This window comes from Collinsella aerofaciens (genome assembly GCF_001405375.1).
Lineage (GTDB): Bacteria > Actinomycetota > Coriobacteriia > Coriobacteriales > Coriobacteriaceae > Collinsella > Collinsella aerofaciens_F.
The window spans coordinates 1-20,094 of the sequence record NZ_CYYP01000010.1 but is presented as its reverse complement, the minus strand read 5'-3'; the positions used below and the strand labels follow the sequence as shown (position 1 = coordinate 20,094).

Here is a 20,094-nt window from a genome sequence, read left to right as displayed (position 1 = left end):
GGCGTGCGTTTTTTGCAGTTGCTCGCCAACGGCGCGTAGCTCAGCAGGCAGCGCGGCAACATCGAGTTCGGCGGTCGAGATGCCATTCGCAAGTCGCTGAAGATAGGCAATAATCGATTGCTCGCCCAGGCGATATGATTCGTTCGTGATGGATAACCTCCTTGGGCGGAACAGCGGTTTGTATTATATCCCCAATTCGGTTTGAATTGGGGATATAAGTTAGCTAATGGAGACAAATGACCCCTTCGACGGTGGCGTTTTGCGCGCGAGCGTATCAGTTGTTATTGTCACCATCGAGCAATGCCTCAAAATCCTTCGCCGGCATGGGGCGGTAGTAGAGGAAGCCCTGAGCGTATCGGGCGCCCATGTGGCGCAGCATGTTCGCCTGCTCATTTGTCTCGACGCCTTCGACCACGACGGGCAGATGGAGCGAATGCGCCATCTCGAGCATTGATGAAATGATTTGCGTGCTGCGGCCATGATCGCCGTCGACGGGCGCAATCTGCCAAATGTGCTTGTCGAGCGTCACCATAAAGCCGCTTTCCTCGAGTGCGGGGATATGGGTGCACATGCTGTGGGCGGCTATTATTCGACAGGCGGTAGCGCGACGATGCGATGTTCGATAAAAATGCGACTGGGACGATATATGTTGACGGGTATACTTGTCCCGGTTTAAAACGCAGGAACGGAGATGGTCGCATGGCACAGTCAAATATGACGCGCACGGTGGGGCTGGCGCTCGAGGGAGGCGGCTACCGCGGTATGTATACGGCGGGCGTGCTCGACGTTTGGATGGAGCACGGTTTGACCTGCGACCATATGGTGGGCGTCTCGGCGGGCGCGGCATTTGGCTACAACTTTAAATCGCGCCAGATCGGCCGCGCCATTCGCTATAACAAGGCCTATTGCGCCGACAAGCGCTATGCGAGCGTGACCAGCTGGCTGCGAACCGGCGATATGTTCAATGCCGACTTTGCTTATCACGAGGTGCCTATCGAGCGCGATCCCATCGACTTGGAGGCGTATCGCGCCTGCCCCATGCGATTTACGTGCGTGTGTACCGATATCGAGACGGGCAAGGCTGTCTATCACGATCTGCCGTATGGCGACGAGCGCGATATCGAGTGGATCCGGGCGTCGTCGGCAATTCCCGTGGCGACGCGTCCTGTCGCCATTGAGGGCCGCAAGTACCTGGATGGCGGCGTGGCTGATTCTATTCCCAGTGCATGGCTGTTTGCGCAGGGGTATGACCGCAATATCGTGGTGCTCACGCAGCCGGCGGGCTTTGTGAAGCAGCCCAACAGCGTGATGCCTATGCTGCGTCGCGTGTTCCGTCACTATCCGGAGTTTGTCGCAGCGCTTGAGCATCGGCATGAGGTCTACAATGCCACGCTCGATGATTTGGCACGTCGTGAGGCCGCCGGCGATATCTTTGTGGTGCGTCCGAGCGAATCGGTGAAAGTGCCGTCGCTGTGCCGCGAGCCCGATGAGCTCGAGCGCATCTATCAGATTGGTCGTCGCGATGCTGAGGCGACCTTGCCGGCACTGGAGACATATCTGGCAGGGTAGAGGCCGCTGCCGCCATCTCGGCGGAAAGCGCATCCCGGAATGGAGGTCCAAACTGGGATGCGCTTTCCATTGCTGAAGATGTGAGGCTGCGGATCAGCTGCTCGGCTTATGCCTATGCCTGCTGCCAAGTGTCGACGAGCTCCTTGGCCGCGGCGTAGGGGTCATCGGCGCTGCAGACGGCACTCACCACAAAGAAGCCGTCGACACCGGTGGCCTTAAGCTGCGGCAGGTCGGCCGTCTTGACGCCGCCGCCCACCACGATGGGCACGGGGCTTGCCGCGTGGAGTGCGTCCAGGTCCTCAAAGCTCTTGGTGATGATAGAGCCGTCGGCCGCGCGTCCGCAGTCGCGCTTGGTCTCGGTCTCGTGGAGCGGGCCGATGCCCAGGTAGTCGACCAGGCTCATGTCGGCGGTCTTGACGTACTCGAGCATCTCCTCGCAACGGGCCGAAAGGCCCACAATGGCATCGGGGCCCAGCAGCTTGCGGCAGACCTCGACGGGAATGTCGCTCTGGCCTACGTGCACGCCGTCGACGGCAATGCCCTGCTCGCGCGCGGCGAGTACGCAGTCCAGGCGGTCGTCGATCAGCAAGGCGACCTGACCGGTCTTGCCGGCCTGTGCGATTGCCTGCGCGGCGTCGCCAGTCAGCGCGATGATCTCGCGGGCGCTTGCCACCTTGGAGCGCACCTGAATGCAGGTAAAGCCTGCGTCGAGCGCCTGGGCCACCACATCGCCCACGGGGCGCCCCAGCGTGTTTTCGGGGCCGAGTACCAGATAGGCCGAGATATCAAGGTTGTCGCGGATGCTCATCGTGCTTCCTCCTGCTTTTTGATCTGCGCTTCCATGCGCTCGAGCTTGCCGGTCATGGTGTCGGTAAATCCGGGCCGAATATCGGCTTTGAGCACGACTTCGGTGCGGATGCCCTTGCTCGCCAACACAAAGGTTGCGTCGCGCACGACCTGCATGACCTCGTCCCAGTCGCCCTCGATCTCGGTGAACATCGAGGTGGTGCGGTTGGGAAGGCCGCTCTCGCGAATGACGCGCACGACCTCGGCGACCTCGGCGGACAGCTCATCGCCGGTGCCGCACGGGGCGATGGCCACAGCGACGAGCGTGTTCATGCCGGTATTGGTTGCAGGCTCGGACATGGCTTATGCCTCCTCGAGCTCGAGTTGGTTATCGGCGATGTCTTGGGCGGTCGCGCGGTAGAGCTCGTCGATAAAGGCGACCTTAAAGCTTGCCGGGGCATCGGCGACAGCGGCGGCACGCGTGCCGGCAACGTTGTAGACCGCGGTGCCGCAGACTGCCGCCGTAAACGGATCGGTGACGCAGGCGTACACGGCCAGCACGCCGCCCTGCGAACAACCGCAGCCGGTGATCTTGGACATAAGCGGGCTGCCGCCGTGGGACTTGGCCACCGTCGTGCCGTCGGTGATCAGGTCGACTTCGCCCGAAACCACTACGGCGCCGCCGGTGTAGCGAGCGAGCGCCACGGCAGCATCGCGGGCGGCGTCGACCGTGTCGGTGGTATCGACACCGCGCACGCGGCTCAGATCAGCCGCCTCGCCCTCAAGGCCCCACAGGCCGGCGAGCGCGATGATCTCGGAGGCGTTGCCGCGTACGATGGCGGGCTTGTACTGCTTGAGCTCGTTTACCAGCTGGGTGCGCAGGCTGCCGATGCCCAGGCCCACCGGATCGAGCACCCAGGGCTTGCCGGCGTCGTGTGCCGCCTTGGCCGCGCGGGGAATTGTCTGCTCGTAGATGGGGAAGAGCGTGCCCATGTTGAGATAGATGGCGCCGCCGCCGGCAACGAGCGCTTCGCCCTCGTCGGGCAGATAGACCATGGCGGCCGATCCGCCCACGGCGAGCTGTGCGTTGGCGACAAAGTCGATCGTCACCGTGTTGGTGATGGAGCCGGCCATCGGATTGGTGGCGCGAATTTCCTCTACGGCCTTGACCATATGTTGCTTAAGCTGTTCCGAATCAATCACTGCACATGCCTCCTTGGCATAGAAAAGGGGCGCTGTGCATAGACAGCGCCCCTGTAAAGGCGGCATGCTCCCTACGCCAGCATTAACTGACAGGTTCAAAGGATTGGGCCCCATGCCCTCTCAGCCTTGTGGTTTGCACCGCCGGCACTCCCGCATCGAATCTGTTGTTCCCTATACTAGCGCACCTGCCAAAAAGGGACAGGTTTATTTTGGCAGGTCGTTACAATAGGTAGGACCGATACGAATGGGGGCCTTATGATTAAACTTGTGCTGACCGATATGGACGATACGCTGATTCCAGCCGGGCATGACGGCGCCAGCGACTACGCCATTGAGGGTATTCATGCCATGCAGGCGGCGGGTCTGCACTTTGGGCCGGTTTCGGGTCGTCAGCCGTCCGCGATGGGCTGGATGTTCAAAAACCGTTCCGAGTGTTTTTCGACCGGTGCGTTCTGTAACGGCCAGGTGATGTTTGTCGACGGCGAAGTAGTCGCTTCGCGCGCAATCGACAACGATGCTCTGATGCGTTTGGCTGACTATCTGGAGCAAGAGACCGACGATACATTTCTAAAAGTCTACAGCCTGGGCGATGACTTTTGGGGCAACGATGCCTATTGCGTGACGAGCAATCCCGAGCGTGTGCGTCGCGCTATGGAGTCGGGCGGCAATGCGTGGCTCAAAGGCGAAGAGGCCCCGTGTCGTCCCGTCGTCGATGGCGCGCCGGTGTTTAAGGCGAATATCTGGAGTGCCCGTTCGCGTGAGGAGCTCGCGGAGCTACGCGAGCGCGTTGCCGTTGAGGTGCCGGAACTCTCGCTTGTGTTTCCCAACAACCGAGTGCGCCTGTTCGACATCCTTCCGGATGGTTGGGACAAGGGCTGCGCTGCGCTGGAGCTGGCGCGCGCCTTGAGCCTGACGCCCGACGAGGTGGCCGTATTTGGCGATTCCGATAACGATCTGCCCATGATCGATGCCGTTCCCAACTCCGTTGCAGTCGCCAATGCCAACGAGGCCGTCACGGCTGCCGCGCGCTGGCATATCGGCGCCGCGGTGGATGATGCGGTCGCCGGAGTCCTGCATCAGATTGCCGCCTGCGCCGCGACGGGGGAGATGCCGCCGTTTATGCGCCTGCCGGGTACTGCCGACGCGAATCTCACTAACAGCTAAGGAGACAGCCATGAAGCTCCAGCAGCTCAGATATGTCGTCAAAGTTGCCGAATGCGGCAGCATTACCGAGGCCTCGCGCCGGCTCTTTGTGTCGCAGCCTTCGATTACCGCGTCGATTCGCGATCTCGAAAACGAGATGGGTGTGCACATCTTTGAGCGCACCAACAAGGGCGTCATTGTGTCCGAGGAAGGCGAGACCTTCTTGGGCTATGCGCGCCAGGTACTCGACCAGGCCGACCTGCTCGAGGGCAAGTACAAGGGCGCATCCGAGCAGGTGCCGCACTTTAGTGTGAGCTGCCAGCATTATTCCTTTGCCGTCAACGCGTTTGTCGACGTGATCCGCGAGTTCGATGCCGCGCGCTACGACTTTACCCTGCGCGAGGAACAGACCCACGAGATTATCGAGGATGTCGCGCACATGAAAAGCGAGCTGGGCATCCTATATCTGTCCGAGCACAACCGCGAGGTCATCGAGCGCATGCTGGTGGCCAACGAGCTCGTGTTCGAAGGACTCTTCTGCGCCACGCCGCATGTCTTCGTCTGCGCCGACCATCCGCTGGCGGACCGCTCCAGCGTGACGCTCGAGGATCTGGAAGACTACCCGTTCCTGTCCTACGAGCAGGGCAGCTACAACTCGTTTTACTATTCCGAGGAGCTGACCTCGACGTTCGAGCGTCGCAAAAATATCCGCGTGCGCGACCGTGCGACGTTGTTCAATTTGGCCATGGGCCTCAACGGCTACACGGTATGCTCGGGCGTGATCAGCCACGAGCTCAACGGCCCCGGCATTATCTCGATTCCGCTCGACGTGGACGAGTACATGGAGATTGGCATCATCACGCGCAAGAACACGACGCTTACGCGCTACGGTCGGGCCTATATCGACGCGATTCGTCAGCATATCTAGGCTGCTGTGCTCCGCACGGTTCAAGTCTCTTTATGACAGTCCAGACTGATATAGGAAACATCTATATCAAACTGTTATAAACGTATATTTTACGATGGTCATATGAGCGCTCATACTCTGTCCCAGTAAAGCAACCAATGCAAAGGGAGATATCTATGAGCACTTCGATTCAACCGAACGCGCCGTTTCGCGCCGATATCGTCGGCAGCTTTCTTCGTCCGCAGGCTGTAAAGGACGCCCGTGCCGCCTATGTCGCGGGTAAACTCGACGCTTCCGGCCTTAAGGCCGTCGAGGACGATGCCATTCGCGATTTGGTGGCCAAGCAGAAGGCCGCCGGCCTGCAGGTGATCACCGATGGCGAGTTCCGCCGCAGCTACTGGCACCTCGATTTTATGTGGGGCCTTAACGGCATTGAGCGCCGCACCTCACGCACGGGTTATATGTTCCATGACGAGGAGACGACGGCGGACACCGCCGTGGTTACCGGTCCCATTAGCGGCGAGAACCACCCGTTCGTCGAGCATTTTAAGTTCGTCAAGGCGCTTGAGGGAGAGGGCCACGTTGCACGCCAGACCATCCCGGCGCCTATTCAGACGTTCTCTGAGGTTACGCTCGATCGCTGCGACGGCCAGCAGGAGAGCCTGCGTGCCGTCTATAAGACCGACGAGGAACTTGCCGACGCCATTGCAGCCGCTTATCGCACGGTGATCGCCGACCTGTACGCAGCAGGCTGCCGCAACATCCAGTTTGATGACTGCACCTGGGGCATCTACTGCGATACCGATTTTGTCGCCAAAACCGGCATGAGCCCGGTCGACCTGCAAAAGGTAAGCGAGCTGGGCGTGGCACTCAACAACGCCGCCATCGAGGGCAAGCCCGACGATCTGGTCATCAACACGCACGTGTGCCGCGGCAACTATCACTCCACGTATGCCTTCGAGGGTGGTTACGATCCCATTGCACCGTACCTGTTTGCGCACGAGGATGTCGACGCGTTCTACCTTGAGTTCGATACGCCGCGCGCCGGTGGCTTTGAGCCGCTCAAGTATGTTGCTCCCGGCAAGAAGGTCGTGCTGGGCTTGGTAACCACCAAGGCGGCAGAGCTCGAGAACGAGGATGTTATCGTCGAGCGCATCCGCGAAGCCGCAAAGTACGTGCCGCTCGAGAATCTGTACCTGTCGCCCCAGTGCGGCTTTGCCAGCTGCGAGATTGGCAACAAGCTGACCGAGGACGAGCAGTGGGCAAAGATCGCGCTGGTCAAGCGCATTGCCGAGCGCGTTTGGAAGTAACGTTACCGTTCGCAGGTGACGGCGCGTGCGAGACATGGCGTATCACGTACAATGGTTCGGATCGTATCGTTCGGGCAGGTTATCCGATATGCCTGATCGCCCTTCCATCATGAAAGGACATCCATGTCCCAATCCTCGACGCCCGCCGTATCTGAACTCGAGGAGACTGCCGAATAGTAGCTGCGTTCAGCCAAATTAAAAATGGCGTCCATGCGTATGTACGCGTGGACGCCATTTTTAATGCGTCAGTATCCAGTGGATGCCGCGCGCCATGCGCAGGTCAGTTTGGGCAAAGTGATTGCCGGGGTTGAGCTCCAGCGTTGTTGGAATGTCATGCTCGATAAACAGCTCTTCCATCGCACGCGTATCGTCGAGTACGTGCCGCATCATGCGGTTGGGCGTCTTGGTTTCCTTTTTACCGAGCGACAGATAGGCGGCGTCGGGCGTGGCTGTCATCGTGCGCTCTCGCGCGTAGTCGATAAAGCCGGGGAACCACAGCGACCCCGATGCACTTGCCGCGCGCTCAAAGACATCTGTTTGCCAAAGTGCCCACAGGGAAAAAAGACCCGCCAACGAGTAGCCGGCAATGCCGCGCCAGGTGGGCGGGCAGGGAAGTGATGATTCGGCCTCTGGGATTATCTGATTCAGCAGTTCATCGAGAAACTCAGACGCCTGTCCGCCAAAGGACTCGGCATCTCGTATAGTTCCCTCACATTCCCAGGGGCTCAGCTCGCGATTCCAATCGAGCCCTCCAATGGCGACAAGGGTGAATGGCGGGCAGTCGAGCTCTCGGCAGCGCTCGTAGACTTCACTACCGTCGCCCATAACCACGGGGAGGTAGATGACGGGCGCGCCTTCCACACACTCTGAATAAACGGTTATCTGCTTATGATGCGCTTCCAAGGCAGGCTTCTCTCGGTGTTGTGATATTGACAGCCTCAATTGTCGCACGCTGGCACGGGGACAGACGCTAAAAGAAAGGCGCGGAGCCGCTCGATGCGATTCCGCGCCTTGTTGTTTTGCTTTAGCAGACTATGCCGCTACGCTACAAAGAAGTAGACGAGGAAGGCGAGGGCTGCGATCCACATGAGCGGCTTGATCTTGGAAGCCTCGCCCTTAAAGAGCGCGACGACTACGTAGGCGATAAAGCCCAGACCGATGCCGGCAGAGATGGAGTAGGTGAAGGGCACGCCGGCGACAATCATGAACGCCGGGAAACCCTGCGACACGTCGGACCAGTCAATCTCGGAGGCCTCGCTCATCATGAGGTAGCCGACGTAGACCAGAGCACCGCAGGTGGCGGCGCTGGAAACGATGGTGACGATGGGGGAGAAGAACGCGGCGAGAATGAACAGCACGCCGGTGGTGACGGAGGTGAGGCCCGTGCGGCCACCGTCGGCAGCACCAGAGGTGGACTCGACGAAGGTGGTGATGGAGGAGACGCCCATGAAACCGCCCACAGCAGCGGCGGCGGAGTCGACGATCAGAATCTCCTTGATATTCTCGACGTTGCCGTCGTCGGTGAGGAACTCGCCCTGCTTGGCCACGGCCATCGCGGTGCCCATGGTGTCGAAGAAGTCACTCATGAGCAGCGAGAACGAGATGACGAGGAGCGCGGGGTCGGTAAGGACCTTGACGATGGCAGGCACGCCGCCGGCGTCGGCGATGGGGCCACCGATGCTCGAGAAATCGAGCGGGGCGATGATACCGGTCGGAGCCTGGGTCACACCTAGGGGGATACCGGCGATGACGGCGACGACGATGCCGATGAGCAGCGAGCCGGGGACGTTGCGGCAGGCGAGGGAGACCGTCACCAGGATGGAGATGATGCCGACGATGAAGGTGGGGGAGGTGATGTCGCCCAGACCGACGAGTGTACCGGCGCCAGCGGTGATAATGCCGGCATCGCACAGGCCAATCATGGCGATGAACAGGCCCAGACCCACCGAGATAGCGTGACGCAGGACAACCGGGATGGCGTCCATGATGGCCTCGCGCAGGCCACAAAGCACGAGCAGCAAGATGACGACGCCCTCAAGGAAGATGACGCTCATGGCCACGTGCCAGTCACCGCCGCAGACGGTGGTGGTGATTCCAGCGATCATCGCGTTGACGCCTAAGCCCGACGCGCAGGCGAGCGGGCGGTTGGCGAAGATGCCCATGCAGATGGTCATGATGCCGGCGCCCAGGCAGGTGGCGCAGGCGAGCGCTCCCGCATCGATGCCGGCGCCCGAGAGCACCGCAGGGTTGACGGCGATGATGTAGGCCATCGCCAGGAATGTTGTCAGTCCAGCGCGAAGTTCGGTCCCGATTGTGGACTTGCGCTCACTGACGTGAAAAAGTTCGTCCATGCATACCCTTTCCTTGTTCGGCCCCGAGTTTAGGCCGATTGACACGAACTCAACTACTATATCGCCTTTGAAAGGTTGATGTTCCTCGCATGTTGATGTTCGGCGCTTTGTAGCAGACGGACGGTATTTTTCGCATGAAAATGTGTGGGTACCGTATACTTAAGCGGCTACAACGACCCCTATGGAGGAACGTATGATTAAAGAGCTCTGCCGCGACGAGGCTATCCTGTCTCAGCGTTGCGAGGTTGCGACTGTCGAGGACGAGTCGGTCGCTCAGGATCTGATTGATACCATCAAGTCGCTCGATGATGCCGGCTGCTTGGCCGCCAACCAGATCGGTGTCACCAAGAAGGTCTGCGTCTACCTGGACGACGCCGGCGAGCCCCACGTGCTCTACAACCCCCGTCTGGTGTTTGGTCTGGGCGCCAGCAAGATGGAGGAGAGCTGCCTGACGCACGACGAGATCACCAAGTCCACGCGCTATATCAAGTGCAAGGTTGCCTTTGACCAGATCGTCGACGGCAAGATGAAGGAGTGCCGCCGCGACTACGTGGGCTTTGAGGCACAGATGATCCAGCATATGATCGATCACTGTCTTGGAAAGTTGGTCTAAGGGGACCAAAGCACCGCACTTCGTCTCTTTTGGTCCGGGCGTGACATTGTTGTCATGTCCGGGCTTTTGTGTTTAGCGCCTTTTTGTTTGGAGACAATGAAATTAGCAAGAACGTAAAGCTAGGAGGCGCTATGTGTACGAGTATTCGATTTACCGATAATTCTGGCCACATGTATCTAGGCCGCAACCTCGACTGGAGCTTTGACTACGGCCAACAGGTTCGCGTGATGCCTCGCGGGTTCCACATTCCGTATTCGTTTATCGACGATGCGTCGGCAGCACACGCGGTAATCGGCATGTGCATCGATTACGAGAACTATCCCATGTTTTTCGACTGCGGCAACGATGCAGGTCTGGCTGTGGCGGGTCTCAATTTCCCAGGTTATGCCGAGTATGCCGAGGACCCTGTCGACGGCAAGACCAATATCGCGGCCTATGAGTTTCCCCTGTGGGTGGCAGCGACGTTCTCGACGGTCGACGAGGTCGAGGCTGCGCTGCGCGATACGGTGATTGTCGCCAAATCTGCCGGAGAGGGGCTGGGCGTGTCGCTGCTCCATTGGATTATCGGCGACAGCCAGCGCAGCATCGTGGTCGAGATGATGGCTGACGGCCTGCATGTATACGACGATCCGGTCGACACCCTTGCCAATCAGCCGACCTTCCCGTGGCATATGGAAAACCTACGCACCTATATCACCGCCACAAGCGATTTTCCGCAAACGGCGACGTGGCGTGGCGCCGAGCTCAAGCCCTATGGAGCCGGTGCCGGCATGCGCGGCATTCCGGGCGATTGTTATTCTCCGAGCCGTTTTGTAAAGGCGGCGTACCTCAATGCCAATTACCCGCAAAAGGAGAGCGAGACCGAAAACGTCGTTCGCATGTTCCGCTCGCTCGAGGGCGTGGTGATGATCGAGGGGGCGTCCAGGATGGGCGATGGCAAGTTCGAGAAGACTATCTACACCGGATGCTTTAGCGCGCGCACGGGCAATTATTACTACGCGATGTATGGGGATCCGTCGATTCGCTACGTGAGCCTGATGGATGCCGAGGGCGCGAGCCCCGATAGGCTCGTGGTTCCCGAGCCGCGCCGTTCGTAGCTCACTGGTCCGTTGCGACATAAAACGGCCTCGCACCTCTTATGAGATGCGAGGCCGTTGTCGTCAATGGCTGGTGGCGTGTTAGAAGTTGGCGTCGTTGAACTGGGTGCTCTCGAGTCCGTCGAGTTGCTGTTGCTCGGGCGTATCGGCGACGCTCTCGAGCAGCTCGGTGGGATCGACGTTCATGCTCTTGCCGGCCTCGTTGCCGTTGACCAGGTCGTCCGAGAAGATGTCGACTTCCATTTCCTCGGCCTCTTCAATCTGAACCTCGAGCGGCACCTGGGTGCGCACGAGCTTAACGGCCGGGCGCATGCGGGCAAACAACGGCACGTACTCGATGATGATGGCAGAGTTCTCGAGACCGTACCAGCGCGCCGGGCTTCCGCAGGCGCGGCGGACGGCGTACTTGATGGCCATCACACGGTGGTCGTTGCGGTTGATGTCCGTTTCGGGGGCAAGCATCTTGCGCAGCATGCAAAAACGGAAGTCGCCCACGTTGCCGCGTGTCTCGTAGATAGAGTAGGTGTGATGCTGCGGCGGCAACTCACCCGATGCCATCAGGTCGCCGACGATCTGGCGCAGGTAGGCGTTGATGCGCTGGTTGACCTTAAAGCCCAGGTCCAAGCGCACGCGGAACAGGAAGTCTGTGCCAAAGGTCTCAACGGAATACTCATGCGTATAGGGCTCGTCGGTAACGTGCACGTTGATGAACCAATATGCCTTGGCGCGCTTGGGGTGCTTGTCCAGGATGGAATAAAGCACGTCGCGGTCGAGCGTGAGCGGGTCGGGGCTGTTGGTGAGAAATACCAGATTGTCGGCGAGCACGGGATAGGTCTCGTCGTTGCGCAGGCGGTTGAGCTGATCGATGTACTTGGAGACGGGCAGCAGGATCGTTTGCGTGCGCTCGATGGCGGTGCCGCGGCGCCACACATACATAAGGCCGAACAGCAGCGCGGCCAGGAAGATCATGACGTAGCCGCCGTCAAAGAACATAGTGAGGCACGAGGCGAAGAAGCACAGCTCAATGGCACCAAAGAGCAGGGCGAAGACGCAGGCACCCAGCTTGTGCTTGAGGATGCCGGCGATATAGCTCGTCAGCAGTGTGGTGGTCATGAGCATGGTCACGGTGATGGCGAGGCCATAGGCGCTTTCCATGCGCTCAGAGTTTTGGAATAGCAGCACGATGAAGATGCAGCCGACCCACATGATGTTGTTGACGAGCGGAATATAGAGCTGGCCCTTGGTGTCGCTGGGGTAGTGGATGCGCAGGTGCGGCATAAGGTTGAGGCGCGTTGCCTCGGATACCAGCGAGAACGAGCCGGTGATGAGCGCCTGCGAGGCGATGATGGCCGCCACGGCCGAAAGCACGATGGCAAAGGGGCGCAGGGGCTCGGGGAGCATCATATAGAACGGGTTGACGATATCCATTGCGAGCATCTGGGGGTTGGAGTTATTGGCGAGCAGCCAAGCGCCTTGACCCAGATAGTTGAGGATGAGGGCCGCTTTAACAAACGGCCAGGATGCATAGATGTTTGCCTTGCCCACGTGGCCCATGTCCGAGTAGAGCGCCTCGGCACCGGTTGTCGACAGAAAGACAAAGCCGAGCACCATGATGCCCGAGTGGTTGATGGGCGAGAACAGGAACATGATGCCGCGGATGGGGTTGAGCGCGCGCAGGATGGACAGGTTGCCGAGCATGTTGAACAGGCCGGCGCCTGCCAGGAACAGGAACCACAACGTCATGAGCGGGCCGAACAGCTTACCGATCGACGAGGTACCGGCGCGCTGCATGGCAAATAGGCCGCAGATAATGATGATGGTGATGATGATGACGTTGGTCTGGCCGTCGCCCAGCAGCGCGTGGCCCCACTCGATGGTACGCAGGCCCTCGATGGCTGTGGTGACCGTGACCGCGGGGGTGAGGATGCCGTCGGCGAGCAGCGCCGCGCCGCCGATCATGGCAGGTAGGATCAGCCATGGTGCCACTTTTCGCACCAGGCTAAACAGGGCGAAGATGCCGCCTTCGTTGTGGTTGTCGGCCTTCATGGCGATTACCACGTACTTGACCGTGGTCACGAGCGTCATGGTCCAGATGACGAGCGAAAGCGCGCCCAGAATCATGTCCTCGCTGACGGTACCGATGCCGCCGTTGTTGGCGACGATTGATTTCATGGTGTACATGGGGCTCGTGCCGATGTCGCCATAGACGACGCCGAGCGTTACGAGCAGCATGCCAGCGGAGAGGGGGATGGCTCCGTGCCCGCCTTGACCACGCTGGTCTTGGGGGCTTGCCTCCAGTTTGTTGTGTGCCACGTGGACTCCCTTAGACATCCGGTTATCTGTCTAGGACAGATAATCTTTATGCCGTCTTTATACATACAAGAGCAGTTTGGCACATCAGGTTATTTTAGACAATAATCCCCAGCTGGGGATTATTTATGTACGGAGGTAGCATTTCAAAACAGGGGCTTTTAAGCACGTGCTGTCTGGGCTATGCCAGCCTTGGCGCTTGCGCGTTTGCCGGCGAGTTCGCAAAAAATCGCGCCGCCGATGATAAGCGCGGCACCCATCAGGCGGACCGGTGTTATGGCTTCGCCCAAAAGGACGGCCGAGAACACGACGGCCGAAAGCGGCTCAAGGTAGCCGACGACGGCGACGGTCTGCACGGGCAGTTTGGCGACGGCGCTAAAGTAGAGCAGGCAACCGAGTCCGGTGTTGACAATGCCGAGCATGGCAACGGCGCGCCAATCGATGCCAGCGGCAATGCTGGGGGAGAGGAACGAGGGGGCACCTTGCGTGAAGAGCGTAAGGATCAACGCGGTTACAAAGGCGGCGCTCACCTGGAGCGTGGAGTTCTCGAGACCTTCGATATGTGGCGCTCCCTTGCTGGCAATGACCATCAACGCGTAGCAGAAGGCCGAGGCGATGCCGCACACGATGCCCGCGATGGGCATATTGCCGCCGAGACCTTGGGCTGCGATGAGGAAGGCGCCGCAGGCGACGGCTATGAAGCCGGTAATTTTACCGCCGGTCAGCTTCTCGCCAAAAATGAGCGGGGAGAGGGCCATAACGATGATGGGACCGCAGTAATACAGCAGCGAGGATACGCCGACGCCGATCGTCTGGTAGGCGCGGAACAGAAAAATCCAGCTGGCGCCCAGCGCGGCTCCCGAGAGGAGAAGGGCTGCGGCTTCGCGGGGGCGAGATGGCGCCTGCAGTTTATGGCGTTGAGTGATGGCGAGGATGGTGACAAGCGAGAGTGCGCCCAAAAACGTGCGCAGGAGCACGATATCAGAGCTCGGCAGCGCGATGGCAGCGGCGATGATGCCGTTTGAGCCAAACAATAGCAATGCTGCTAAGTACGTAAACAGTCCGTTGTTCATGCGCTGACATCCCCTCTATATCCGAACATGTTCACTATGGGTGAACTGGCTTTAGAAGAAAAGCGAATATAATGCATGGCAAACATGACAAAAACTCATGCAAGGGTGGGGACGTGCCGTGGAGACCAATATCCAAAAGATGCAAGTGCTGCTTGAGACGGTGCGTGCCGGCAGCTTTACGCGTGCTGCAGAGCGGCTGAGCTATTCGCAGTCGGGCGTGAGCCGCATGGTGGGCGACCTTGAGGCAGACTGGGGTTTTAAGGTGCTTGATCGCAGCCGCGAGGGCGTGGTGCTTTCTGCCGACGGGCGGCAGGTCATGCCGGCAGTCGAGGCGTTATGCGAAGAGTTTGGCCGCCTGCAGCGACGCGTGGACGAGATGCGAGGGCTCATGCGTGGCAAGATCTGTATCGGTACGTTTTCGAGTGTGGCGACCCATGTACTGCCGCCGGTGATCGCGCGGTTTCGCGCCGATCATCCGGACGTCGATTATGAGTTGCTGATGGGCGATTACTCCGAGATTGAGCAATGGGTGGCGGAAGGCCGCTGCGACCTGGGCTTTATTCCGCGCGAGCCACGCGGCGCCGGCATGGCGTCGCGGCCGTTGGTACAAGACGAGCTGATGGCCGTGGTGCCAGCGGGCTCCTCGCTTGCCACCGCGGAGGTCGTTTCCCTTGCCGATTTGGCCAACGAGCAGTTTATTCTGCTGGAACGCGGTAGCGACGACGAGATTACGCCGCTGTTCCGTCGGGCGGGGCTGACGGTGCGCTCCAAGCTGTCGACCTGGGATGACTATGCGATTATGGCCATGGTCGAGGACGGCCTGGGCGTGAGCATTCTTCCCGCGCTCATCTTGCGCCGCTGCCAGTTCGATGTTGCCGTGCGCCCGCTCGAGGGACATCCTCATCGGCAGATCAACGCCATATACCGCACCGCCGACGTTTCGCTCGCGGCGGCTCGTTTCCTCGAATATCTCTAAAAGCGCGTGCCCGTTGTCCACCTCGGGACGATTCTCGGGGTTCGGTACATTTTCTTGTGAAATTGAACTTCCAGATAATGCGCCGCGCTATACTGCTTGCTAAATTGAACCTTGGTTCAATTCGTGTTCTATAAATTGAACTTTGCCAGCAAGGAGGTTCCTGTGGCCCAAGAGACGTTTAGCGATCGCCTGCGACAGACCATGTCCGATCGCGACGTTCGCCAGTCGGACGTAATCCGCGCATCGGAGATGCTCGGCAAAAAACTCGGCAAGAGTCAGATGAGCCAATATGTGAGTGGCAAGACGATTCCGCGGCGCGATGTGGCAGAGCTGCTCGCCCGCATTTTGGAGGTCGATGTTTCCTGGCTGCTTGCCGGTGACGCCGATCAAGGCGAGACATCATCGCCTCGCAACGATTCCAAGCCCGAACCCCATCCCTCAGCTCAAATTCCAAGGAGCACCACCATGCGTACTTTTTCTAAATCCACCAAGCTTGATAACGTCCTGTATGACGTGCGCGGTCCCGTCGTCGACGAGGCTGCCCGCATGGAGGACGAGGGCGAGCGCATCCTCAAGCTCAATATCGGCAATCCGGCGCCCTTCGGTTTCCGCACGCCCGATGAGGTCATCAAGGACATGCGCCAGCAGCTGCCCGACTGCGAAGGCTATTCCAACTCGCGTGGCCTGTTCTCCGCGCGCAAGGCGATCATGCAGTATTCGCAGATCAAGGGCCTGCCCAACGTTCAGATGGAGCATATCTACACGGGCAACGGCGTGTCCGAGCTCATTCAGCTTTCGATGAACGCGCTGCTCGACAATGGCGACGAGATTCTGATCCCCAGCCCCGACTATCCGCTCTGGACGGCGTGCGCAACCCTTGCTGGCGGTCATCCCGTACATTATCTGTGCGATGAGCAGGCGGATTGGTATCCCGACCTGGAGGATATGGAGTCCAAGATTACGAGCGCGACCAAAGCCCTCGTCATCATCAACCCCAACAACCCCACGGGTTCTGTCTATCCGCGCGAGGTGCTCGAGGGCATCGTCGAGATTGCACGCAGGCATCAGCTGATGATCTTTGCCGATGAGATCTACGACCGCCTGTGCATGGACGGCTACGAGCACGTCTCGATTGCCTCGCTCGCCCCCGACCTGCCCTGCGTTACCTTTAGCGGTCTGTCCAAGTCGCACATGATTGCGGGCTATCGTATTGGCTGGATGGTGCTTTCGGGCAACCAGCGCTGCATGAGCGACTTCATCATGGGCATCAACATGCTCTCTAACATGCGCCTGTGCTCCAACGTGCCGGCTCAGTCGATCGTCCAGACGGCGCTCGGCGGCCATCAGTCGGTTAACGACTACATCCGCCCCGGCGGTCGTGTCTACGAGCAGCGCAACTTTGTGTATGAGGCGCTCAGCAAGATCGATGGCATCTCGGTGGTCAAGCCGCGTGCGGCGTTCTATATCTTCCCCAAGATGGATGTGAAGAAGTTCAACATCACCGATGACGAGCAGTTTGCCCTTGACCTGCTGCACGAGAAGAAGATCCTCATCACGCGCGGCGGCGGCTTTAACTGGGCTGAGCCCGACCACTTCCGCATCGTGTACCTGCCGCGCATGGAAGTGCTCAAAGAGTCGCTCGAAGATCTCGCCGACTTCTTCGACCATTACCGCCAGAGCTAATTAGTTCCGCCGTTCTACCGAACGGCGGACCGCTTGACGCTGCGCGAGCCGCATTCACGCCAATCTGACGTTCAATTTCGAGGGCGCGACCAGAAGGTCAGCGCCCTCTCATTTCACGTCACCTTGGCGCAAATGCGGCTCGCTCGCTCATATGACCCAATCCGCTGTCAAGAGCCACAATGGCCCCGCCGACCGCTTGCAATCGGTCGGCGGGGCCTGCCGTTGAACCCGTCCCGGTCCGCCCCCGGCATGTCGTCGACGCCTTCGGCTCAGTCTCATATCCGCGGATACCGCTCTGGCGGCCCGCAATCCTCTCCTTCGGCGGGGGTTCCCCAAGTCTGTCGACGCGAATGCGGCGACCGCCGCGCGCACAGCGAGAACGGGGGTATCCCCGAAGGCTGCCCGGCTCGCCGGGACGGGGGCTATGTCTATTCGCCGGCCTCCCGGCACATCATGCCGAGGGCCCACAGCCACCTCACGAGCTCGGCGGCGGTGGCGGCGTTCGCCTTCGCCTGGGGCATGCCCCTCTCGAGCATCTCCTCGCGTCGCCGGAGCAGGCGCTCGGACCCCTTCCTCCCGTGCATCCTTATCTCGAGCGGGACTCCGGAGCCCTTGGGCATCAGCTTGGGCTGGTGCCCGGCCTGGGCGTAGCGCCAGGACCCCTCGACCGCCAGCCTCCTGACGAGCGCGTTGCCGGCCCCGCTGATCCCGCCGAGTCGCACGGAGTCGGCGCTCGACCTCTGCTTCGGGGCGAGGCCGAAGTAGGCCGTCACCTGCCTGCCGGAGCGGAACCTCGAGAAGTCGCCGACCTCGGCCGCGAAGGCGGCGGCGAGCACGAACCCGCACCCCTTGATGGACTGGAGCGCCTCGACCTCGGCCGAGAGGGGGCCCGCCGCGACGGCGGCCCTGTATTCGGCGAGGACGGCCTCCCTCGTCTCGTCGGCCGCCTCGACCTCGTTCCTCAGCGCCGCGAGCGCCCGGATGCCGCCGTCGTCGGCGGGGCGTATGCCGTCGAGCCACCTGAGGAAGCCGTACGTCCAGTACTTCCGGGGGTTGCCGGCCGGCGTCGTGCCTCCGTAGACGTAGCCGCGGCGGGCCAGGAACGCCAGGAGCCGCTGCTTCGCCGCCGCGAGCCTGGCGGTCGCGGCGTCGTGGGCGGCGGCGAGGTCCCTGAGCCCCTCGATCTCGGGGGACGGCACCCATACCGGGGTGACGTCGTGCGACAGTATCGCCTTGGCCATCCTGGCCGCGTCGTTGCGGTCGTTCTTGGACGAGAGGTCTGCCGCCGACCTCGGGACCTTGGAGACGGCCGCGACGACGCAGTCGACGCCGAGGGCCGACAGCTCCCTCTGCGGCGCGAAGCCGAGGTAGCCGCTCTCGTAGGCGGCGAGCGACGGGCCCGGGAAGCCCGACATCCACTCCGCGACCTCGCCCCACGGGTTGCCGCGGAACCTCCTCGCCACGGCCTCGCCCGTCTTCGCGTCGAGCGCGCAGACGGTGGTGGACCTGAGGTGTACGTCCATTCCGAAGGCGGTAGAATATCTAGGCACGGGAGCCTCCCAACCTCGTTGCGGCGCGGCTGCGCCTCTGGCACTTCAACAACATTGTCGCAGCCCCGACCCGCGGTCACGAGCGGGGGCTCCTGTCGTTTCCGTGCCCTCGGATTGGGTCATAGTGTCTGTCGTGTGCTCAGCCTGCGGCGTTACCATGGTCCATTAGGGACGGAGGAAAACAGATCATTTTCCTTGGTTCGCGGAACTAGATCACGATGCCGTTGCAGTGGTCGATTTCGTGTTGGATGATCTCGGCGGTGTAGCCCGAGAAGTTTTTGATGCGGTGGACGAAGTTCTCGTCCAAATACTCAACCTTAATGCGGCGATAGCGGGTACAGGGACGCTCGCCGATCAGCGAGAGGCATCCTTCGCTCGTCTGATAGGCATTGACCTGCTCAAGAATTTGCGGGTTGTACATCAGGAGTGTCCTGTTGCCGTCCTTTACGCAGATGATGCGTTTGCGCACGCCGATCATGTTGGCGGCGAGGCCCACGCACTCGTGCTCATGCTCGTGGAGCGTATCCAGGAGGTCCTGCCCGGTCGCGGCATCGTCGGGTCCCGCGTCTTCGGAAGGCAGGCGTAAAAAGAACTCGGATTTCATGATGGGCTTAATCATGGCGGGCTCCTTAAGGTGGACACGTTTGGTTCAGGCCATGATACCGCGACATGTCGCATTAATGTGTGCACATAGATTCTGCAGCTAGATTGGATGGCGACACCATAAACTAATGGACGTTTTGCCGAGAGGCATGAATGTTTAAAGCGCAAAGAGTGCGCGACGGGCCCCGCGAATGGGGCGATGATGCCCGAGAGGGCCAAGAAGGAGTCTCATGTCCGAGAACGAAGAGATCATGAACGAGACCGAGAACGAGACCATGACTGCCGAGGTCGAGGCAGTCGAGACCGTGGAGACCGAAGCTGCCGAGGTTGAGGCTGCTGACGAGGTTTCCGCCGAGGAGGAGGCCGAGGTTGTCGAGGCCGCCGTTGATTACGATGACGAAGAGCTGATGGACAAGATGCAGAAGGCCGCCCGTCTGCTGCGTAGCCGTCGCTTTGCTATTTCCAAGGAGGAGGAGGCCAAGGCCGAGCGCATGGCGAACATCGAGCGCGCCATCAAGCTTCTTGACCTCAAGCCCAAGATGGAGCAGAAGGAAATGTCCGACCTGCTGGGCATGCGCCTTCGTGAGCTCGATGGCCTGATGGCCGAGGCCGAGGCCGCCGATCTGGTCGGCCGCATCGACGACGCCGAGGGCGATATGCGCAAGATTGTTGTCTTCGCCGCCGAGGATGCCGCTGAGGGCCTGGTTGAGCTTGCCAACAAGAAGGAGAAGCTCCTGCCCGAGCTTTCTTACGAGGAGGCCACCGAGCTGATGGCCGCTCTCGATAAGGTTATCGCTCCGCTCGTCGCCATGGGTCTGGACGAGGATCGCGGTCCTCGCGGCGGTCGTGACGATCGCGGTGGCCGTGGCGGCGACCGTGGCGGTCGCGGCGGCTTTGGCGATCGTGGTGGCCGTGGTGGC

19 protein-coding genes and 1 riboswitch are annotated in these 20,094 nt (G+C 60.4%); of the genes, 9 read left to right on the top strand and 10 right to left on the bottom strand.

Annotated elements, in window-relative coordinates:
* Positions 1-274: 274 nt before the first annotated feature.
* Positions 275-571 (bottom strand): EAL domain-containing protein, encoded by a 297-nt coding sequence (locus ARB25_RS06120; protein WP_082421905.1) that lies wholly within the window; start codon positions 569-571, stop codon positions 275-277.
* A gap of 128 nt (positions 572-699) precedes the next feature.
* Between ARB25_RS06120 and ARB25_RS06115 the strand changes: the two genes are divergently transcribed.
* The gene (locus tag ARB25_RS06115; RefSeq protein ID WP_082421904.1) at positions 700-1,569 is read left to right on the top strand and encodes a patatin-like phospholipase family protein; all 870 of its coding nucleotides are present in this window, start codon (positions 700-702) and stop codon (positions 1,567-1,569) included.
* A gap of 112 nt (positions 1,570-1,681) precedes the next feature.
* Here ARB25_RS06115 and ARB25_RS06110 read toward each other — a convergent pair whose 3' ends face one another.
* From ARB25_RS06110 to thiM, 3 genes are read right to left on the bottom strand one after another with little or no spacing between them, the layout of a single operon-like run.
* A complete protein-coding gene (locus ARB25_RS06110) occupies positions 1,682-2,377 on the bottom strand; it encodes a thiamine phosphate synthase (RefSeq protein ID WP_055286639.1) in 696 nt (231 codons plus the stop codon).
* Positions 2,374-2,715, bottom strand: a complete 342-nt coding sequence (locus ARB25_RS06105) for a thiamine-binding protein (protein ID WP_022093950.1) — start codon at positions 2,713-2,715, stop codon at positions 2,374-2,376. Before ARB25_RS06105 ends, ARB25_RS06110 begins: the two co-directional genes overlap by 4 nt.
* 3 nt (positions 2,716-2,718) lie before the next feature.
* Complete coding sequence (gene thiM / locus ARB25_RS06100) at positions 2,719-3,558, bottom strand: hydroxyethylthiazole kinase (RefSeq protein WP_055286637.1); 840 nt, start codon at positions 3,556-3,558, stop codon at positions 2,719-2,721.
* Positions 3,559-3,609: 51 nt separating this feature from the next.
* Positions 3,610-3,720, bottom strand: a riboswitch (TPP riboswitch).
* Positions 3,721-3,813: 93 nt separating this feature from the next.
* On the opposite strand from thiM, the gene ARB25_RS06095 reads away from it, so the two are divergent.
* From ARB25_RS06095 to ARB25_RS06085, 3 genes are all read left to right on the top strand, one after another.
* A complete protein-coding gene (locus tag ARB25_RS06095) occupies positions 3,814-4,722 on the top strand; it encodes an HAD-IIB family hydrolase (protein WP_055286635.1) in 909 nt (302 codons plus the stop codon).
* 10 nt (positions 4,723-4,732) lie between these two features.
* On the top strand, positions 4,733-5,629 hold the full coding sequence (locus tag ARB25_RS06090) for a LysR family transcriptional regulator (protein ID WP_055286633.1): 897 nt from the start codon (positions 4,733-4,735) through the stop codon (positions 5,627-5,629).
* Between the two features lie 155 nt (positions 5,630-5,784).
* Positions 5,785-6,918 (top strand): 5-methyltetrahydropteroyltriglutamate--homocysteine S-methyltransferase, encoded by a 1,134-nt coding sequence (locus ARB25_RS06085; RefSeq protein WP_055286631.1) that lies wholly within the window; start codon positions 5,785-5,787, stop codon positions 6,916-6,918.
* A gap of 237 nt (positions 6,919-7,155) precedes the next feature.
* On the opposite strand, the gene ARB25_RS06080 is transcribed toward ARB25_RS06085, so the two are convergent.
* Complete coding sequence (locus ARB25_RS06080; RefSeq protein ID WP_055286629.1) at positions 7,156-7,821, bottom strand: alpha/beta hydrolase; 666 nt, start codon at positions 7,819-7,821, stop codon at positions 7,156-7,158.
* Between the two features lie 137 nt (positions 7,822-7,958).
* The gene (locus ARB25_RS06075) at positions 7,959-9,269 is read right to left on the bottom strand and encodes an NCS2 family permease (RefSeq protein ID WP_055286627.1); all 1,311 of its coding nucleotides are present in this window, start codon (positions 9,267-9,269) and stop codon (positions 7,959-7,961) included.
* 193 nt (positions 9,270-9,462) lie between these two features.
* On the opposite strand from ARB25_RS06075, the gene ARB25_RS06070 reads away from it, so the two are divergent.
* Both ARB25_RS06070 and bsh read left to right on the top strand, forming a co-directional pair.
* Positions 9,463-9,882, top strand: coding sequence for a peptide deformylase (locus ARB25_RS06070; RefSeq protein WP_055286626.1), 420 nt, complete (start codon positions 9,463-9,465; stop codon positions 9,880-9,882).
* A gap of 131 nt (positions 9,883-10,013) precedes the next feature.
* Positions 10,014-10,979: a choloylglycine hydrolase gene (bsh, locus tag ARB25_RS06065; RefSeq protein ID WP_055286624.1), complete on the top strand. Its 966-nt coding sequence runs from the start codon at positions 10,014-10,016 to the stop codon at positions 10,977-10,979.
* Between the two features lie 81 nt (positions 10,980-11,060).
* Here the strand turns inward: bsh and ARB25_RS06060 are convergent, their stop codons facing one another.
* Positions 11,061-13,310, bottom strand: coding sequence for a KUP/HAK/KT family potassium transporter (locus ARB25_RS06060; RefSeq protein WP_055286622.1), 2,250 nt, complete (start codon positions 13,308-13,310; stop codon positions 11,061-11,063).
* Positions 13,311-13,450: 140 nt separating this feature from the next.
* The gene (locus tag ARB25_RS06055; RefSeq protein ID WP_055286621.1) at positions 13,451-14,362 is read right to left on the bottom strand and encodes a DMT family transporter; all 912 of its coding nucleotides are present in this window, start codon (positions 14,360-14,362) and stop codon (positions 13,451-13,453) included.
* A 118-nt stretch (positions 14,363-14,480) separates the two neighbouring features.
* On the opposite strand from ARB25_RS06055, the gene ARB25_RS06050 reads away from it, so the two are divergent.
* Both ARB25_RS06050 and ARB25_RS06045 read left to right on the top strand, forming a co-directional pair.
* Positions 14,481-15,338 (top strand): LysR family transcriptional regulator, encoded by an 858-nt coding sequence (locus ARB25_RS06050; protein ID WP_070100750.1) that lies wholly within the window; start codon positions 14,481-14,483, stop codon positions 15,336-15,338.
* Between the two features lie 201 nt (positions 15,339-15,539).
* Complete coding sequence (locus tag ARB25_RS06045; RefSeq protein WP_082421912.1) at positions 15,540-17,021, top strand: aminotransferase class I/II-fold pyridoxal phosphate-dependent enzyme; 1,482 nt, start codon at positions 15,540-15,542, stop codon at positions 17,019-17,021.
* Between the two features lie 428 nt (positions 17,022-17,449).
* On the opposite strand, the gene ARB25_RS06040 is transcribed toward ARB25_RS06045, so the two are convergent.
* Complete coding sequence (locus ARB25_RS06040; protein WP_156327697.1) at positions 17,450-18,571, bottom strand: IS110 family RNA-guided transposase; 1,122 nt, start codon at positions 18,569-18,571, stop codon at positions 17,450-17,452.
* Between the two features lie 208 nt (positions 18,572-18,779).
* Positions 18,780-19,190 (bottom strand): peptide deformylase, encoded by a 411-nt coding sequence (locus tag ARB25_RS06035; protein ID WP_055286616.1) that lies wholly within the window; start codon positions 19,188-19,190, stop codon positions 18,780-18,782.
* A 214-nt stretch (positions 19,191-19,404) separates the two neighbouring features.
* On the opposite strand from ARB25_RS06035, the gene ARB25_RS10235 reads away from it, so the two are divergent.
* A partial coding sequence (locus tag ARB25_RS10235; protein WP_055286614.1) for a hypothetical protein occupies positions 19,405-20,094 on the top strand: 690 nt, incomplete at its 3' end.

Excerpts from the sequence above, each read along its gene's own strand:
- ARB25_RS06085 (WP_055286631.1), top strand. The coding sequence starts at position 5,785 with ATGAGCACTTCGATTCAACCGAACGCGCCGTTTCGCGCCGATATCGTC.
- ARB25_RS06120 (WP_082421905.1), bottom strand. The coding sequence starts at position 571 with ATGTGCACCCATATCCCCGCACTCGAGGAAAGCGGCTTTATGGTGACG.
- ARB25_RS06045 (WP_082421912.1), top strand. The coding sequence starts at position 15,540 with ATGTCCGATCGCGACGTTCGCCAGTCGGACGTAATCCGCGCATCGGAG.
- ARB25_RS06110 (WP_055286639.1), bottom strand. The coding sequence starts at position 2,377 with ATGAGCATCCGCGACAACCTTGATATCTCGGCCTATCTGGTACTCGGC.
- bsh (WP_055286624.1), top strand. The coding sequence starts at position 10,014 with ATGTGTACGAGTATTCGATTTACCGATAATTCTGGCCACATGTATCTA.
- ARB25_RS06035 (WP_055286616.1), bottom strand. The coding sequence starts at position 19,190 with ATGATTAAGCCCATCATGAAATCCGAGTTCTTTTTACGCCTGCCTTCC.
- ARB25_RS06105 (WP_022093950.1), bottom strand. The coding sequence starts at position 2,715 with ATGTCCGAGCCTGCAACCAATACCGGCATGAACACGCTCGTCGCTGTG.
- ARB25_RS06095 (WP_055286635.1), top strand. The coding sequence starts at position 3,814 with ATGATTAAACTTGTGCTGACCGATATGGACGATACGCTGATTCCAGCC.
- ARB25_RS06060 (WP_055286622.1), bottom strand. The coding sequence starts at position 13,310 with ATGTCTAAGGGAGTCCACGTGGCACACAACAAACTGGAGGCAAGCCCC.
- ARB25_RS06055 (WP_055286621.1), bottom strand. The coding sequence starts at position 14,362 with ATGAACAACGGACTGTTTACGTACTTAGCAGCATTGCTATTGTTTGGC.
- ARB25_RS06090 (WP_055286633.1), top strand. The coding sequence starts at position 4,733 with ATGAAGCTCCAGCAGCTCAGATATGTCGTCAAAGTTGCCGAATGCGGC.
- ARB25_RS06115 (WP_082421904.1), top strand. The coding sequence starts at position 700 with ATGGCACAGTCAAATATGACGCGCACGGTGGGGCTGGCGCTCGAGGGA.
- ARB25_RS06075 (WP_055286627.1), bottom strand. The coding sequence starts at position 9,269 with ATGGACGAACTTTTTCACGTCAGTGAGCGCAAGTCCACAATCGGGACC.
- ARB25_RS06070 (WP_055286626.1), top strand. The coding sequence starts at position 9,463 with ATGATTAAAGAGCTCTGCCGCGACGAGGCTATCCTGTCTCAGCGTTGC.